The organism is Acinetobacter pragensis, from assembly GCF_001605895.1.
Classification (GTDB): Bacteria; Pseudomonadota; Gammaproteobacteria; order Pseudomonadales; family Moraxellaceae; genus Acinetobacter; species Acinetobacter pragensis.
The window spans coordinates 36,197-51,780 of record NZ_LUAW01000022.1; the positions used below are offsets into that span (position 1 = coordinate 36,197).

The window sequence follows — 15,584 nt, forward strand, 5'->3', positions numbered from 1 at the left end:
GGCCACGCACTAAATTTCGTTCATTACCTGAACATTCTCTTCTATATTGTGTATGCGCGTCCGGTCCAAAGAGAGGACATTATTTCGCGCCCCACCCAATCGCTTAAGCGATTCCTTCAGGTTGCGGCTGTAATCATGTGTGCGTTATACGCATCGTCGTTCTCGGATCGCCGCTGATTCTATATATTTTCAGCGTTTATTGCTGTGCCGCTTTTTGCCGATGTCCATCAGACCATATATTTAATGGAGCACCCACATTAGGGTGAATATCTCTATGAGCAAAACTTTTGCTGATTTTTCTTTAGACCAGTCTCTACAACAAGCACTTGAGACTCTTGGTTTTACTACACCTACTCCTGTACAAGAACAGTCAATTCCTGCTGCTATGGAAGGGAAAGACCTTCTTGTATCAAGCCAGACCGGTTCTGGTAAAACTGCTGCTTTCTTACTTCCTACGTTAAATGCTTTAGCGGGTGAAGAATCTGCAGTTCCATTTAAAGAACGCATGAAAGCTGTGACTCAACCGAACATTTTGGTTATTTCACCGACACGTGAACTTGCACAGCAAGTTTGCCAAGATGCAATCGCATTTGTTCGCCACATGAAAGGCGTACGTGTTGCTGCAATCATGGGCGGCATGCCTTTCGGTAAGCAAATCCAGCAATTAAAAGGCGCGCAAGTTGTTGTTGCAACTCCAGGCCGTTTGCTTGACCTTGTTAACCGCCGTCAAATTAAGCTTGATAAAGTTGATGCTTTAATCGTCGATGAAGCTGACCGCATGCTTGACCTTGGCTTCTCTGAAGACTTGGAAGCAATCAGTGATTTGGCTGCAAACCGCAAGCAAACTTTAATGTTCTCTGCAACTTTTGCGCCGCGTATTATTAATCTTGCTGAACGCATGATGAATGATCCAGTTCGTATTGCAATTGAAACGGGTCACTCTACAAACACAGACATTACCCAAACTTTGCATTGGACTGATGGCTTCGAGCATAAGAAAAAATTGCTTACGCATTGGTTAAGTGCTGAAGATGTAGATCAAGCAGTTGTATTTGCGTCAACTCAAGAAGACACTGACATGCTGGCTGAAGAGCTTGCAGAAGCTGGTCTTTCAGTTGTAGCGCTTCATGGTGCTATGCCGCAAACTGTACGTAACCGTCGTTTACGCAGCATTCGTGAAGGCCGTGCAAAAATCCTTGTTGCTACAGACGTAGCGGCACGTGGTCTTGACGTACCGACAATCTCTCACGTAATTAACTTCGGCCTTCCAATGAAGAACGAAGACTACGTACACCGTATTGGCCGTACTGGCCGTGCTGGCCGTACTGGTAAAGCGATTACACTAGCGACTTACCGTGAACGCGGTAAAATCCGTGCGTTAGAAGATTACTTGGATGCTCGTTTAGAAGTATCTGAAATTGAAGGCCTTGAGCCATCTCCACCTCCTGCACGCGGCAGCCGTGATGGCGGCGGTCGTGGCCGTGATGGCGGCGGTCGTGGCCGTGGCGGCCGTGATGGCGGTCGTGGCGGTTTCGGTGGCGGTCGTCGTTTTGAAGGCGAAAGCAACTTCAAGCGCCGTGAAGGCGGTGATGATCGTCCGCGTCGCAGCTATGATGACAAGCCTCGCGGTGATCGCCCATCATTTGGTGGTGAAGATCGTCCACGTCGCGAATTCAACTCTGATCGTCCGCGCCGTGAAGGCGGTTTCGGTGATCGTCCGCAGCGTTCTTTTGATGACCGTCCAAAACGTGATTTTGGCGACCGTCCAGCACCGCGCCGTGAAGGCGGTTTCGGTGACCGTCCGCAGCGTTCTTTTGACGACCGTCCAAAACGTGATTTTGGCGACCGTTCAGCACCGCGCCGTGAAGGCGGTTTTGGTGACCGTCCGCGTTCGAATGATGACAACCGCGGCAACCGTGTAGACTACAAACCAGCTCGTGAAGGTGGTTTCGGTGACCGTCCAAAACGTGATTTTGGCGACCGTCCAGCGCCGCGCCGTGAAGGCGGTTTCGGTGACCGTCCAAAACGTGATTTTGGCGACCGTCCAGCGCCGCGCCGTGAAGGCGGCTTCGGTGACCGTCCGCAGCGTTCTTTTGATGACCGTCCAAAACGTACTTTTGGCGAAGATCGTCCAAAGCGCGAGTTCAATGAAGATCGCCCGCGCCGTAAATTTAATGACTAAAATTTAGATTTTAGTGATCAAGTGAAAAAAGCCAATGGAAACATTGGCTTTTTTTTATTGCACGTTTTATTGAATAAAATGTATACTGGTTCATATTTTTAATATTTTTTGATGATTATGGATAGTGAATCTATTGAGTTGAAAAAGACAGTATCGCCTATCATTTTGCCGTTCTTTGGGCTGATATTACTTTTGTGCAATATCCTTTATTATGTGTACAACTATTTCAATTGACCTGCATTGATGCGCAATAATTCAAAGGCGCAGTAAGAATAACCACAAGACTGCCGCATTCCGGTAAAAACTGATTACATGGAATGGTAACATTTTGAGCTCTAATCCTTTATAGTATGCATGCTGAAAAAATGCAGGAAAACGCTCAGCTATGAATAATCAAGCATCTCTGCAAGCTCAGTCACTGATTGAAGTGAAAAACTTGAGCTTTAAGCGGGGCGACCGCGTCATTTATGACAATGTCAGTTTAAATATTCGCCGTGGGCAAATCACGGGAATTATGGGGCCTTCTGGGACCGGTAAAACCACTCTTCTTCGATTGATTGGCGGACAATTAACGCCGGATCAGGGCGAAGTTTTGCTGGATGGAAAGCACATTGGTCAGATGACCCGCCAAGAGCTTTTCGCTGCGCGTGCAAAAATGGGCATGCTGTTTCAAAGCGGGGCCTTGTTCACCGATATGTCGGTTTACGAAAATGTGGCTTTTCCAATCCGCGCGCATACCAAGCTGCCAGAGCATTTAATTGCTGAAATGGTGGCGCTGAAACTCGAATCTGTCGGGCTGCGCGGCACAGAGCAATTGATGCCTTCAGAGCTGTCGGGCGGCATGAACCGCCGTGTGGCTTTGGCGCGCGCCATTGCGCTGGATCCGGAACTGATCATGTATGATGAGCCTTTTGCAGGGCAGGACCCGATTGTGATGGGGGTACTGACCCGTCTCATCCGTTCTTTGCGTGAAGCTCTTGATCTGACGACGATTATTGTCTCGCATGATGTTGCAGAAACGCTTTCCATCGCTGATTACATTTATGTGGTGGCTGAAGGAAAAGTGCAGGGTGAAGGTTCGCCGGAACAGTTAAAAGCGCATGCATCGCCGTTTGTACAGCAGTTTTTAACGGGTTCGGTCGAAGGCCCTGTAGATTATCAGTTCAGCCATCAACCGTATTTAAGTCATGAGGTGCGCTAAATGAATGCTATTGCCTCATTGGGTAGACGCGTCATTGAGCGTGTCCGCGGCATTGGTACAGCCTCACTGCTGCTGCTGCAAGTTTTATTTTCCTTGCCGACTTGGCTGGGCGTTCAGCTGTTCATTTATCAAATGTACCGTGTCGGCGTGATGTCGCTGCTGATTATTGTGGTCTCGGGCTTATTTATTGGCGCTGTATTGGGCCTGCAGATGTACAGTATTTTAGTCACTTTTGGCAGTGAAGCGATGCTGGGCGCGGCGGTCTCATTAACCTTGCTGCGTGAGCTTGCGCCTGTTGTGGCGGCACTGCTGTTCGCTGGGCGGGCAGGCTCTGCGTTAACGGCTGAAATTGGCTTGATGAAAGCGACTGAGCAGCTGTCCAGTATGGAAATGATCGGGGTTGACCCATTGAAGCGCGTGATTTCACCGCGTTTATGGGCAGGTATTTTCAGCCTGCCGATGCTGTCAGTGATATTCGCCGCTGTCGGCATTATGGGCGGTAAAATGGTTGGCGTCGATTTTCTTGGCGCAGATGAAGGTTCTTACTGGAGCGGTATGGAAAATGCCGTGCAGTTTTATAAAGATGTCTTTAACGGCACCATAGTTAAAAGTTTTGTTTTTGCATTTATTTGCACAGGGATTGCGGTATATCAAGGCTATGCCTGTGAGCCGACTTCTGAAGGAATTGCAACGTCCACGACCCGTACTGTAGTGTACTCGTCGCTGTGTGTTCTAGGTTTTGATTTTGTGTTGACTGCGGTCATGTTTGGAGGTGTTTAATGAAATCACGTGCAAGTGAACTGGCCGTCGGTGTATTTGTTATTTTATTTGGTATCGCATTATTTTTCTTGGCTATGCGTGTCAGCGGCTTGGTGGGCAGCACCATGAAAGACCCGTATGAAATGACGGCAGTCTTTGAAAATGTCAACGGCATTAAGCCGCGCGCAAAAGTAGCAATGAGCGGTGTTAAAATCGGTCAGGTTGATGCCGTCACTTTAGACCCAGTGACCCGTTTGGCTACAGTGCATATGTCTTTAGACGGCAGCCTGACCACGTTTAATCCAGAGCAGTTAAAGCAAGTGCAAAAAGATGCTTTGGAAGAGCTGCGCTACAGCTCCGACTATACTGCCGCAGACCCAGCGCAACAAAAAACAATGGAAAAGCAGCTAACTGACAACATGAAATCCATCACTAATATTGATGAAGATGCTTACATTATGGTTGCGACCAACGGTTTGCTGGGTGAGAAATATTTAAAAATCATACCGGGCGGCGGCTTGAATTACCTCAAGCGCGGTGACCGTATTGCCAATACGCAAGGTACGATGGAAATTGAAGATTTAGTGACTAAATTCGTAACTGGCGGTGCTGGTAAATCGTCAGAAGATACAGGCAGTGCGTCAGAACCTTCAGACAAAACATCTGCACAAGCGGCAGATGCAGAGCCTGCATTCGTTGAATAATTTTTGAGGAGATATTGCGTGAATACTTTATTTAAACAGACGCTTACAGCAAGCATTCTTTCAACTATGATTGCGGGAACTGCTTTTGCTGCACCGTCTGAAGCGCCGCCTGCATTTGTTAAAAAAGTAGCGGATGGCTTAATTTCACGCCTGAAAGCAGATCACGGCAAACTGCAAAGCAATCCTGCTGCGGTTAAAGTGATTGTGCGTCAAAACCTTGACCCTTATATCGATTCGCAGGCGTTTACCCGTATTGTGATGGGTACCTATGCGACGAATCAATACAGTTCAGCGGCTCAGCGCGCGCAGTTCGAAAAGAACTTCCGTGAAACTTTAATTGAAAATTACGGCAGCGCTTTTGCTAAGTTCAGCAATCAGACTTACAGCATGCGCCCGTATAAAGACACTGGCAGTAAAAACCCTGTAGTGACGATTGATTTCAATAATAACGGCGAAAAGATTCCGGTGTCTTTCCAGTTGGCGGATAAGGGCTCACAGTGGAAAATCCGCAATATCAATGTTTCAGGCATTGATCTGGGCCTGCAATTCCGCAACCAATTTGCGGCGACTGTAAAACGCAACGGCGGCAATATTGATAAGGCAATCGCAAACTTTAAACCGGATGCTGAAGCAGCGGTTGATAAGAAAAAATAAGACAGGCGGCATATGATTAAATTCGATCAGCAGGAAATGCAGGTTGCTGGAAAAATTGACTACAGCAATGCTGAGCAATATTACCAAAATGGCTTGAAAGTCATTCAGGCGAACCCGCAGTATCCGATTGTGGTGAATCTTTCACAGCTCGAGCAGGGCAGTACATTGGCTTTGGCTGTACTGGTGCGCTGGCTGCGCCAGACACCGAATGCGCAGGGGCTGCAGTTCAAGAGTGTTCCTGCAAAAATGATGAATATTATTCAGGCCTGTCATTTAGAAGATGATTTGCAGCTGATCTAATAAATCATTGCCTGTAAAAAAAAGCACCTTCGGGTGCTTTTTTATTGATTGCAATTAGGCATTCATTAAATCTGGAGCGTTTCTTGCGCTTCGCTTTGAAGCAATGCTTCAAAGCTTGCTCAAATCCATTTTTTCCAGCGGAAATAAATCATTGGTCCAACCAAGAACGCAATTAAAATAAAGCTGACAATGACGAAACTGGTGGTGCCATGCGCAAAGGGCAATACGTCCGTGTTCATGCCGTAGATGCTGGCAATCAGCATAGGCGGCGCCAGCATGCTGGGCAAGATGGAGAATCGGCGGATCGTATCATTCTGTTCGGTGTTAATAAATCCAGAGGTGGTGTCCAGCAGGAAGCGCACTTTTTGGAATAGGAAAGCGTCATGTTCGACCAGTGAGCGCACATCTTCACTGAGCTCTCGGATGTCGGCATCGTAAATATGGCTGCCTAAAGCGCGCGGACGCGACAGGAAGGTCAGTACACGGCGCAAGTCGATCAGACAGAGCTGGGCTTTTCCCAGCATGTCTTCCAGCTGCGCTAAGCGCGTAATCATGTCATCCAGATCTAAAATCATTTCACGATGACGGTTATTCAGTACTTCTGTGGAATACTTTTCCAAGTCCTTGTGGATATCTTCCAAGATATCCGCAAGCTCATCCAGCTTGGCTTCCAGCAGGCCCAGTAAAATCCAGGTCGGATCTTTGTAGTCAATTTCATAATCATTGCGGCGCGCGCGTGCGCGGAATGCCCGGAATGCGACCAGCTTTTCACCGCGCAGGGTGAATAAGCGCTCTTTATGCAGAATAAAAGCAACTGTTTGAACCGTGGCTAAAATGCTGGAATTTTCTTCTGTTTCACCGTCAACTTGAAAGTTTTTATTTTTCGTTAAAAAATACGTGCTGATATGTAAAATTCCATCATCATCGCGGTAAAATCGCGCTGAGGATGAAATGTCTTCCAATGATTTCAGGGTTGGCATGTTTTGATCGTAAGCATCCAGAATCCATTGCTGTTCTTCTTGAGAGGGAGCAATCAGATCCAGCCAAACTAAATCAGGATGTAAGTCAAAGTCGCCATTAATGGTGGCGTCTTCCAAACTACCGCGCTCTGTGGCGTAAAAGGCTTCAAGCATGCCGTCTTTTCTCCCTTGCGCAGTACGTGTAAATGAATGCGTGTATTTTAGACAAGGATTTCAAGAAATACACTGCTCGAATGGTTATTTTATTAAAAAAACTCAATGAAGTTTATTTTAGCAGCATGACAGATTAATAACACGGTGATACATCATGAAATCTATAGCAATTTTTTGCGGTTCGGCATTGGGTTCAGATCCGGTCTATTTAAAGACTGCTCAATTGGTGGGCCAGACCTTGGCAAAGCAGCAGATTGCTTTGGTGTATGGCGGCGGCCGTTCAGGCTTGATGGGCATGGTGGCTGACAGCGCTTTACAGGCCGGCGGTGAGGTGATTGGCGTGATTCCGAAGCAGCTGGTAGACCGTGAGCTGGCGCACCCTGGCTTGACGGCTTTGCACGTGGTTGAAAATATGCATCAGCGCAAAACGCAAATGTCTGAATTGTCCGATGGATTTATTGCGATTCCTGGCGGTGCAGGTACGCTGGAAGAAATCTTTGAGCAATGGACGTGGGCGCAGCTGGGAATTCATCAAAAACCTTGCGCATTTTTGAATGTGGATGGCTTTTATGATGATTTGCTTAAATTTATTCAGATGACTGCCGATAAGGGCTTTACCCATCAGCGTTTCAGCAGCGGCTTAATTGCATCGGACAATATTGACGATATTTTGTCTCAGTTTGAATCATATGTGCCGCCGCAGCCTAAATGGGGAATGGCGGCCGATCAGCAAGCATTAGTTAAGCATGGGTGAACGCAGTCAAAATGAATAAGGCAGATAAAAAAGTCATTACCGTGGCAGCTGGAATTGTGCTGAACGAGCGGCACCAGCTGCTGCTGGTGCGCAAGAAAAATACTGCCTGCTTTATGCAGGTGGGCGGAAAGATCGAACCGAATGAATTGCCGGAGCGAACGATCTTACGGGAAATTGAGGAAGAAATTGGCTGTACGGCGAAGGTTCAGCAGTATCTGGGGCGTTTTGAAACGAAAACAGCCAATGAGCCGGATCATTTGCTAGTGAGCTATGTTTACCATGTCACTTTAGATCAGCTGCCAGAGGTTCATGCTGAAATTGCAGAACTGAAATGGATCGATTTGGATGATGCAGAAACGTCTTTAGCGCCGCTGACCAAAGAGGTGGTGATTCCTTGGTGTAAAAAACATCTCACATCAATGGCGTAATACCGCTGCGTTAATATGCGCTACTCCGCTGCAGCCAAGCACACGGCATGAATCTGCTGGCAGCCCAATTGCGCTAAACACTGCTTTAGGGCGTGGATGGAGCTGCCGGTTGTCACGACATCATCTACAATCAGCACTTTACGGTAATGGACTTTTGGCTTGCCATCGATGACAAATTGCTGCTGAATGTCTGCAAGCCGTTCTAAGCGGCTCAGTCCTTTTTGCGAATGCTGCTGCAGGCGCATGACCGGTTGCCAGACGGGAACTTTCAAGTGCTTGGCTAAGCCTTTGGCAATCAGCAGCGATTGGTTATAGCCCCGTTCAGTCAGTTTTTCTAAAGAGACGGGCATGGGGACAACCGCATGGACTTTGGGATATTTCAGATTGCGCAGTAAGCCTGTTAAGGCTGCTTGGTAATGCAAATGCTGTTCATATTTAAACTGTTGAATGATGCGGTCGATTGGATAGCCATAATGGCAGGCGGCTAAAATCTGCATTTCCTGACGCAAGACCGGAGTCTTTAACCATGGCAGGCTGTTCCAGCAGTCTTCACATAAGCTGTGTTTGCGCTGCGTATCGATACCGCACAGCACACAGGGCATGAGCAGCTGAAAGCTGTTTTGAAGCAGTAAATGTGCCGCTTGAAGCATATTTTTCTCATTATTATGATTTTTATTGCAGGCGCTATTTTAGCGGGTTTTAAATGCGGTGACTCATCCTTGAATCATTTTGCATTGTGTTTTCGTCGCTTTTATATTGGTTTGACTTTGCTACACATAAGCATAGCGCGGCGCTTCAGGCAGCCAGCGTTTCAGCAAAGCCTCTGCATTTTTGGGATAATGGGTTAGAACCTGCTGCGCCACATAGTGCGCCTGATTCAGCAGATGGTTATCGCGTTCCAGCTTAGCCACCCGAAAGCCCATATCGCCTGTTTGCTTGGTGCCTAAGAGTTCACCCGGCCCGCGCAGTTCCAAATCCTTTTCTGCAATGAGAAAGCCGTCATTGGTTTCCCGCATGATGCGCAAACGTTCCTGACCATTTTGAGACAGCGGATTTTTATACAGCAGTACACAGAAGCTGGCTTTAGCGCCGCGGCCCACCCGTCCACGCAGCTGATGCAGCTGAGACAGGCCTAAGCGTTCAGCATTTTCAATCACCATAATAGACGCGTTCGGCACATCCACGCCGACTTCAATGACCGTGGTGGCAATCAGCAATTGCAGTTCATTATTTTTAAACTGCTGCATCACGGACTGCTTTTCATCGGCTTTCATTTTGCCGTGCACTAAGCCGATGTTCAGGTCGGGAAAGCGTTCTTTCATTTCGGCAAAAGTGGCTTCTGCGGCTTGCGCATCCAGTGTTTCAGACTGTTCTACTAAGGTGCAGACCCAATAGGCCTGTTTGCCTTCGGCGCAGTTAGTGGCAATGCGCTGCAGGACTTGTTCCCGACGGTCCAGCGGAATGGTCACGGTTTGAATCGGGGTGCGGCCCGGCGGCAGTTCATCAATGACAGAAGTGTCGAGGTCGCCATATGCAGACATGGCCAAAGTGCGGGGGATTGGGGTGGCGGTCATCACCAGCTGATGCGGCGTCATGCCGTTTAAGCCTTTATTGCGCAATGCTAAGCGCTGATCTACGCCAAAGCGGTGCTGCTCATCAATAATCACGAGGCCCAATTTTGCAAAGGCGACATTGTCTTGAAATAGGGCATGTGTGCCGACAACGAGGTTGGCTGAACCGTCTTGAATGCTTTGTTCGGCAGCAGCGCGGGCTTTGCCTTTTTGCTTGCCGGACAGCCAAGAAACTGTGAGACCCAAAGGTTCAAACCATTTTTTAAAATTCAGATAATGCTGTTCCGCCAAAATTTCAGTAGGCGCCATCAATGCGACTTGCCAGCCTTCTTCTAGGGCATGGCAGGCAGCCACGCCAGCCACCAGTGTTTTACCCGCGCCGACATCGCCCTGAACAAGCCGCAGCATAGGTTTATTTTGTTTTAAATCAGCCGTAATTTCTTTTGATACCCGCTTTTGCGCGCCAGTCATTTCAAAAGGCAAGCTGCCTAGCAGTGCTTTGGCGAAGGTTTTACTCGGGCTAAAAGACGGCGCTTCAATCTGCTGAATATAGGCGCGCCGTGTCAGCAGGCTGACTTGATGGGCGACTAATTCTTCAAAAATTAAACGCTGCTGCGCGGCATGCGAACCTTGGGTCAGCTGCAGCATATTGGCATTAACGGGCGGATGGTGAATATAATCCAGCGCCTCTTTCAGCGCATAGCCATTGGTGAATTTTTGCGGCAGCAGTTCAGGCAGGCTGTCGCTGTGGTTCAGCAGCGCCTGTTTGACATATTCGCGCAGTTTGGGCTGGGTTAGCCCATCGGTCGCAGGGTAAATTGCGGTCAGCTGTGTCTGCGGCAGCGGGGTATGCTCGGTGATCAGCTGCAATTCGGGGTGATACATTTCTAGCCCGCGCGCGCCGACACGCACCTCTCCAAAGACCCGCAGGCGGCTGCCCATTTTAGCGCGGTCAGTGATGCCTTTATAAATATGATAAAAGCGTAACGTCACTTTGCCGGAGTCGTCATCCAGCAGCACGGCCATAGATTTGCGTTTTCCGGGCGGAAAGTCCACACTTTTGACAATCCCTTCCAGCAAATAGCTGCGTCCGACAGTCAGCTGATTCATTGGGATAATTGTGCTGCGGTCTTCATAGTCACGCGGCAAATGAAACAGTAAATCATCGGTCGTGAAAATATTCAGTTTTTCAAGCAGTGCGGCAGCAGCGTTTCCTACGCCTTGCAGTTGATGGACAGCAGCCATTTCCCCTCAGTATGATTGTGACCGATAACGTGATCCGGTCTGTGATTAGGTGCTAAATGCATATTTTATTTATAGGTTATGGTAAAACATCTCAGCGCGCTGCAAAACAGTTATTTGCGCAGGGCCACCAAATTACCACAATCAGCCGTAGCCCGAAAACGGATGCTTTCGCCAAGCACCTGATTCAGGATGTGCATGCTTTAGATTTGGATAATATTGCGCCAGTAGATGCTGTGTATGTGCTGCTGTCACCAAGCGCATCGACAATCGAAGCCTATCAGCAGACTTATGTTGATACGGTTTTACCTATTATCCAAGCGTTAAAAATTCATCCGGTTCAGCGTATCATCGTAGTGTCTTCTACGCGGGTCTATGGCGAAAATGGCGGTGAGCGTGTTGATGATGATACTGCGCCCAAGCCGATAGATGCACAGGGCAGGCTGCTCTTAAAAATGGAACAGCTGTATCAGCAGGCTTATCCTGCTGCATGTGTTATTGTTCGGCCGACAGGAATTTACGGAACATCTGCTGCGCGTATGGTAAAGCTGGCGGAAACTACGCAAAACTATCCGAATATACAGTGGTCGAACAGCATCCATATTGATGACCTTGCGAGATTCTTAGTGCATTTGCTTCACGTGGAACATGCAGAAAAATCATATATTTGTACCAATAACACACCGCAACCTTTGCATGAAAAAATTTTAAGTGTTCAACGGTCATTGAGTTTGCCTGAGTTGGTTTTAGAAAGTCAGAAGGAAGCAGGGAAAAGGATTTATGCAGCGCGGATGGTGGAAAGTGGTTTTGAGCTGGAGCATAAAGATTTTTAATGTGCTGTCAGTTTGCGCCGTGAAAATATTTTGTAATTTAGCTTATAAAAAGATGGAAGAATTAAATCAAAAAAAGCGTGTGAAACATGAAAAATCATATAAAACGCGCTTTCGTATGCTTAATTTTGGAATGTATAGATTTAAGTATTTGATTTAAATTGGCTAAAATAGGCTGTTTCGTATAACGCGTATTATGTTAATTGTAGAAAACCTTAATTTTTATAATAAAGAGTGAAGTTAGTATTTTTAGGGTTAATCAATTTTCCTTTAGTTCCTTTATTTCCTTTATTTCCTTTATTTCCTCATTTAATATTTTTAACGCTGTTAAACAGATATCTAAGTATTGTTCATTAGTAACATAAACAAAATGGGCATTATAGATTCTTATAAGAATCCCATTCCATTTAAAACGACCTGTTTTAGCGCTACACGATTCATGATTAAAAGTATTCAAATCTCCATAATAGTATTGAGGTGAATACATAGAAATTTTAAAAAAAGTCCCATAACCAAATTCATTTTTCCATTTTTTCCCCAATATTTCATTTACAGTATCAGGCCAATTTATATTAAATCCAGTATCACCATAGTATTGCCTTGGTATTAACCAAAATCGGCCATTACGCTTTTCTAGAGCATACTTTCGAGAATCAAACTTAGGTAATCTTGCGCGTTCCTCTGGTTTAACTATGTCAAACTCTTGAGCCAATCTAAGCCTCTGTCTTTCTATATTTGAACGAATAAGAGAATCCTGCTTTTTCTTAGTTAAAGGAATACATTTAGGAACTATCCATGCCATCAAAATGATGATTAATAAAGTCCACATAAAACCTTTAGACGGGCGATAATTTTTTATTTTCATTGCTTTTAATAGTCTGAATGACTTAGATCACTAATTTAAACTATATTTCTATCAATTTTTTTGAAATATGATTATTTAACATAATGGCGATTATACGAAATCCTTTATGATTTTATTTGCTTATGGCTTTGTATGGCTAAACAGATCAGGATGAGGGGCAATCTTATAAAAATTTTTCCCCCTAATACCAGTCTTTACTTGAGCTGCTAATCAATGCTTGATTAGCAGCTCATAAGAAACTTCTTCCTTGCGCAGTAGTGCTGCATATTTCTTAGAAGGAGAATAAGGCTTTTACTTCTTTTTGCGCTTCAGGCGTTTTTTCGCCTGTTCAGCGGCTACCTTATCCAAGGTATCTTTCAGTTCATCATCGCTGAAGGTGGTGATATGCTGCAGCATTTGCAGGGTCACATCATCCAAAACCAAATTGGCGTACTGTGCGACATTTTTGAAGTTATCGTCAAAGACAATAGCGCCTTCTTCATTTTTGTCGATATAGCCTTGCTCGGTCAGTACTTTAATAAAGCTTTGGAACAGCGCCTTATCAAAGAATTCAGGCGAATTAAATTCATATAGCACAGACAGGCGCTGACCGACTAAATGGCTCAGCTCTTCCACCTGACGGGTCGAAATATTGCCTGAACCGCGCTGAGTAATTAAAGCCAGCGTCATGTAATAGCGTTCTAGGCTTTGCATGACAGGTGCCGCCAATACCACCAGCTGATTGTGATCTTCACTGTTCGGCAGTGGCGAAAGCAGATTGCCTTCAGCATCTTCTGAAATCAGCTTGGCTTGAATCAATGCGTCTGCATATGCGCAGATTTGATCTTTCAGCTCTTCATCCTGCCATTTTAGGAACAGTTCAGCTTTTAAGAACGGATACAGCGTACGGATGACATTGATTAAATCACCGCGGCGGATCGAACCGTTATGTTCGACCAATGCGGCAATCAGCGATGGCAAGACAAAGGCATGCAGAATATTGTTGCGGAAATAAGTCAGCAGCACAGCTTGATTGTCTGCAATGGCAATAATATCGCCCAAGACATGCTTAACCCGCTTGATCAGCTTGAGTTTCAAGCCATACGCGATAATTTCTTTGCCTGACAGCGGGGTGACTTGCATGCGCTCATCATAAGGCAGCGCGGTCAGCAAATTGCGGTAAGTATCCAGCTGTTTTACGCAGATTTCTTCATCCAGCGTATGTTTGGCTGTCGCCAGCAAAATAAGTGACAGCAAGGAAACTGGGTTGATGACGACAGCGCGGTTAATGTTTTCTAAAATGGCATGCGCCGAGCTGTTTACGGCATCAGACACTTCTTGCGGAATTGGCGCATCATTGCGGTCTACGGTAATTTGGTCTGCGCCATGCTTTTTCAGCATATCATCCAAAAATACCGGCTCTCCGAAGTTCACATGCACTTTGCCAAAAATGCGTTCGATTTTACGCAAGGTTTTCACAATGCCTAAAATGGATTCACCTTCTTTGGGCTTGCCGTTCATTTCGCCGACATAGGTTGCGCCTTCCATCAGGCGTTCATAACCGACGTAGGTCGGCAAGAACACAATCGGTTTGGCGCGTCCGCGCAAGTGGCTGTGCACGGTCATGGCCAGCATGCCGGTTTTAGGCGGCAGCAGGCGGCCGGTCCGTGAACGCCCGCCTTCTATGAAGTACTCAATTGGCGTGTTGCGCGACAGAATGCTGTATAAATATTCTTTGAATACGGTGGTGTAAAGGCCGTTGCCGCGGAAGGTGCGGCGGATGAAAAAGGCGCCGCCGCCACGCAGAATTTGACCGACAAAAGGCATGTTCAGGTTATCGCCGGCGGCAATGTACGGCACCATTAAGCCGCGTTTATAAATGACGTAAGACAGCAGCAGGTAGTCAATATGACTGCGGTGGCATGGGGTATAGATAATTTCATAATCTTTCGCCAATTCACGCACAGTGCTGAAGTTATGCACTTCAACGCCGTCATAGAGCTGTGTCCATAAGCGGGTCAGGGCTACATCGGCAAAGCGCACGGTCGAATGCGAATAGTCAGAAACAATTTCGTTTAAATAGCCAATGGCGCGCCGTTCAGCTTCAACCATGCTGACTTTTCCGCGGATGCTTTCACGGCGAATCGCATCCTGCACATCCGGCGCTTTAATCAGGCCATGCATGACATTGCGGCGGTCCGATAAATCGGGGCCAAGTACTACTTCCCGCTGCGCGTCTAAATAATCATTTAACGCGCTGGTAATAAAGGTGGCTGGGGAGGAATTCGGGTGCGTGGTTTTTGCATGGGCAATCAGTTCACGTAAAGACTGGCCGTCATGAAATTCGATATAGGTTTGGCGGCCATGCAAGCCAATATTCACCAGCTGCTTGATTTTGCTGGGTGTTGACCAGGTATCGGTAAATAACAGCTTGAGCCAAGAATCTTCTTTTTCTGGATCACGGCCCCACAGCAGGGTTACAGGAATCAGTTCTACATCTAGCTCGGGCTGCTTTTCTAAGGCTTCAATTAAACGCAATAAGCGCGGCGGAAATGCATGCGGCGGCGGGTTCAGCAGATTGTTTTCATCACGGTGCTGTAAAAAAAGCACAGAGGCTTTTTCTGAATGGCTGCCCAGCACTAAAGGGTTCAGCGCAGGCTGAAGCTTCAGGCGGCGTGTTTCGCCATCTACCACCAGCGCATTGCTGCGGGAATGATTCAGCAGTACATAACACACAACTTTCTGCGGGGAGCTTGCGCTGTCTTCGCTCTGAGCGGGCACTGCCGGTTCAGCAGGGACTTCTCCTAGAACGTGCGGGGTTACGACAAGGTCAAGAAGCTTACTGGAAAGCTTTCTATACATTTGACCAAAACCACTTTTGGACATACAAACTCCTAGTTAAACGGCCCAAGCATCAGAAATACAGCGGCGGCCGGCTATTTTGCGTCATTGTACTGAAAATCAGTATGCTATTTTCTGATA

The 15,584-nt window shown here is 46.8% G+C and carries 14 protein-coding genes; 9 read left to right on the top strand and 5 right to left on the bottom strand.

Going from position 1 to position 15,584, the window contains the following annotated elements; all coding sequences use genetic code 11:
* The first annotated feature begins 274 nt into the window (after nt 1–274).
* The 6 genes from AZH43_RS10070 (at nt 275) to AZH43_RS10095 (ending at nt 5,800) form a co-directional block, all read left to right on the top strand.
* Nucleotides 275–2,182, top strand: a complete 1,908-nt coding sequence (locus AZH43_RS10070) for a DEAD/DEAH box helicase (RefSeq protein WP_067669278.1) — start codon at nt 275–277, stop codon at nt 2,180–2,182.
* 385 nt (nt 2,183–2,567) lie between these two features.
* On the top strand, nt 2,568–3,383 hold the full coding sequence (locus AZH43_RS10075) for an ABC transporter ATP-binding protein (RefSeq protein WP_067669280.1): 816 nt from the start codon (nt 2,568–2,570) through the stop codon (nt 3,381–3,383).
* A complete protein-coding gene (mlaE, locus tag AZH43_RS10080) occupies nt 3,384–4,163 on the top strand; it encodes a lipid asymmetry maintenance ABC transporter permease subunit MlaE (protein ID WP_067669282.1) in 780 nt (259 codons plus the stop codon).
* The gene (mlaD, locus tag AZH43_RS10085) at nt 4,163–4,846 is read left to right on the top strand and encodes an outer membrane lipid asymmetry maintenance protein MlaD (protein WP_067669284.1); all 684 of its coding nucleotides are present in this window, start codon (nt 4,163–4,165) and stop codon (nt 4,844–4,846) included. Before mlaE ends, mlaD begins: the two co-directional genes overlap by 1 nt.
* A gap of 18 nt (nt 4,847–4,864) precedes the next feature.
* A complete protein-coding gene (locus tag AZH43_RS10090; RefSeq protein ID WP_067669286.1) occupies nt 4,865–5,500 on the top strand; it encodes an MlaC/ttg2D family ABC transporter substrate-binding protein in 636 nt (211 codons plus the stop codon).
* Between the two features lie 12 nt (nt 5,501–5,512).
* Nucleotides 5,513–5,800, top strand: a complete 288-nt coding sequence (locus AZH43_RS10095) for an STAS domain-containing protein (RefSeq protein WP_067669288.1) — start codon at nt 5,513–5,515, stop codon at nt 5,798–5,800.
* Between the two features lie 119 nt (nt 5,801–5,919).
* Here AZH43_RS10095 and AZH43_RS10100 read toward each other — a convergent pair whose 3' ends face one another.
* Nucleotides 5,920–6,933 carry a CorA family divalent cation transporter gene (locus AZH43_RS10100; RefSeq protein ID WP_067669290.1) on the bottom strand — a complete coding sequence of 338 codons (1,014 nt, stop codon included), beginning with the start codon at nt 6,931–6,933 and terminating at the stop codon, nt 5,920–5,922.
* A 154-nt stretch (nt 6,934–7,087) separates the two neighbouring features.
* Between AZH43_RS10100 and AZH43_RS10105 the strand changes: the two genes are divergently transcribed.
* Nucleotides 7,088–7,687 carry an LOG family protein gene (locus AZH43_RS10105; protein WP_067669292.1) on the top strand — a complete coding sequence of 200 codons (600 nt, stop codon included), beginning with the start codon at nt 7,088–7,090 and terminating at the stop codon, nt 7,685–7,687.
* Nucleotides 7,688–7,698: 11 nt separating this feature from the next.
* The gene (locus AZH43_RS10110; protein WP_067669386.1) at nt 7,699–8,115 is read left to right on the top strand and encodes an NUDIX hydrolase; all 417 of its coding nucleotides are present in this window, start codon (nt 7,699–7,701) and stop codon (nt 8,113–8,115) included.
* A gap of 20 nt (nt 8,116–8,135) precedes the next feature.
* Here AZH43_RS10110 and AZH43_RS10115 read toward each other — a convergent pair whose 3' ends face one another.
* Complete coding sequence (locus AZH43_RS10115; protein ID WP_067669294.1) at nt 8,136–8,765, bottom strand: ComF family protein; 630 nt, start codon at nt 8,763–8,765, stop codon at nt 8,136–8,138.
* Between the two features lie 120 nt (nt 8,766–8,885).
* On the bottom strand, nt 8,886–10,931 hold the full coding sequence (gene recG / locus AZH43_RS10120) for an ATP-dependent DNA helicase RecG (protein ID WP_067669296.1): 2,046 nt from the start codon (nt 10,929–10,931) through the stop codon (nt 8,886–8,888).
* Nucleotides 10,932–10,987: 56 nt separating this feature from the next.
* Here recG and AZH43_RS10125 point away from each other — a divergent pair, with 56 nt between their 5' ends.
* Nucleotides 10,988–11,761, top strand: a complete 774-nt coding sequence (locus AZH43_RS10125; RefSeq protein ID WP_067669298.1) for an NAD(P)H-binding protein — start codon at nt 10,988–10,990, stop codon at nt 11,759–11,761.
* A 256-nt stretch (nt 11,762–12,017) separates the two neighbouring features.
* On the opposite strand, the gene AZH43_RS10130 is transcribed toward AZH43_RS10125, so the two are convergent.
* Entirely contained in the window at nt 12,018–12,587 is a 570-nt protein-coding gene (locus AZH43_RS10130) for a hypothetical protein (protein WP_227509810.1), read from the bottom strand.
* A 327-nt stretch (nt 12,588–12,914) separates the two neighbouring features.
* The gene (plsB, locus tag AZH43_RS10135) at nt 12,915–15,488 is read right to left on the bottom strand and encodes a glycerol-3-phosphate 1-O-acyltransferase PlsB (protein WP_067669302.1); all 2,574 of its coding nucleotides are present in this window, start codon (nt 15,486–15,488) and stop codon (nt 12,915–12,917) included.
* Nucleotides 15,489–15,584: the final 96 nt, after the last annotated feature.

Coding starts and splice junctions, on each gene's coding strand:
- AZH43_RS10115 (WP_067669294.1), bottom strand. CDS start 8,765: ATGCTTCAAGCGGCACATTTACTGCTTCAAAACAGCTTTCAGCTGCTC.
- AZH43_RS10075 (WP_067669280.1), top strand. CDS start 2,568: ATGAATAATCAAGCATCTCTGCAAGCTCAGTCACTGATTGAAGTGAAA.
- mlaD (WP_067669284.1), top strand. CDS start 4,163: ATGAAATCACGTGCAAGTGAACTGGCCGTCGGTGTATTTGTTATTTTA.
- plsB (WP_067669302.1), bottom strand. CDS start 15,488: ATGTCCAAAAGTGGTTTTGGTCAAATGTATAGAAAGCTTTCCAGTAAG.
- AZH43_RS10095 (WP_067669288.1), top strand. CDS start 5,513: ATGATTAAATTCGATCAGCAGGAAATGCAGGTTGCTGGAAAAATTGAC.
- recG (WP_067669296.1), bottom strand. CDS start 10,931: ATGGCTGCTGTCCATCAACTGCAAGGCGTAGGAAACGCTGCTGCCGCA.
- AZH43_RS10105 (WP_067669292.1), top strand. CDS start 7,088: ATGAAATCTATAGCAATTTTTTGCGGTTCGGCATTGGGTTCAGATCCG.
- mlaE (WP_067669282.1), top strand. CDS start 3,384: ATGAATGCTATTGCCTCATTGGGTAGACGCGTCATTGAGCGTGTCCGC.
- AZH43_RS10100 (WP_067669290.1), bottom strand. CDS start 6,933: ATGCTTGAAGCCTTTTACGCCACAGAGCGCGGTAGTTTGGAAGACGCC.
- AZH43_RS10125 (WP_067669298.1), top strand. CDS start 10,988: ATGCATATTTTATTTATAGGTTATGGTAAAACATCTCAGCGCGCTGCA.
- AZH43_RS10070 (WP_067669278.1), top strand. CDS start 275: ATGAGCAAAACTTTTGCTGATTTTTCTTTAGACCAGTCTCTACAACAA.
- AZH43_RS10130 (WP_227509810.1), bottom strand. CDS start 12,587: ATGTGGACTTTATTAATCATCATTTTGATGGCATGGATAGTTCCTAAA.
- AZH43_RS10110 (WP_067669386.1), top strand. CDS start 7,699: ATGAATAAGGCAGATAAAAAAGTCATTACCGTGGCAGCTGGAATTGTG.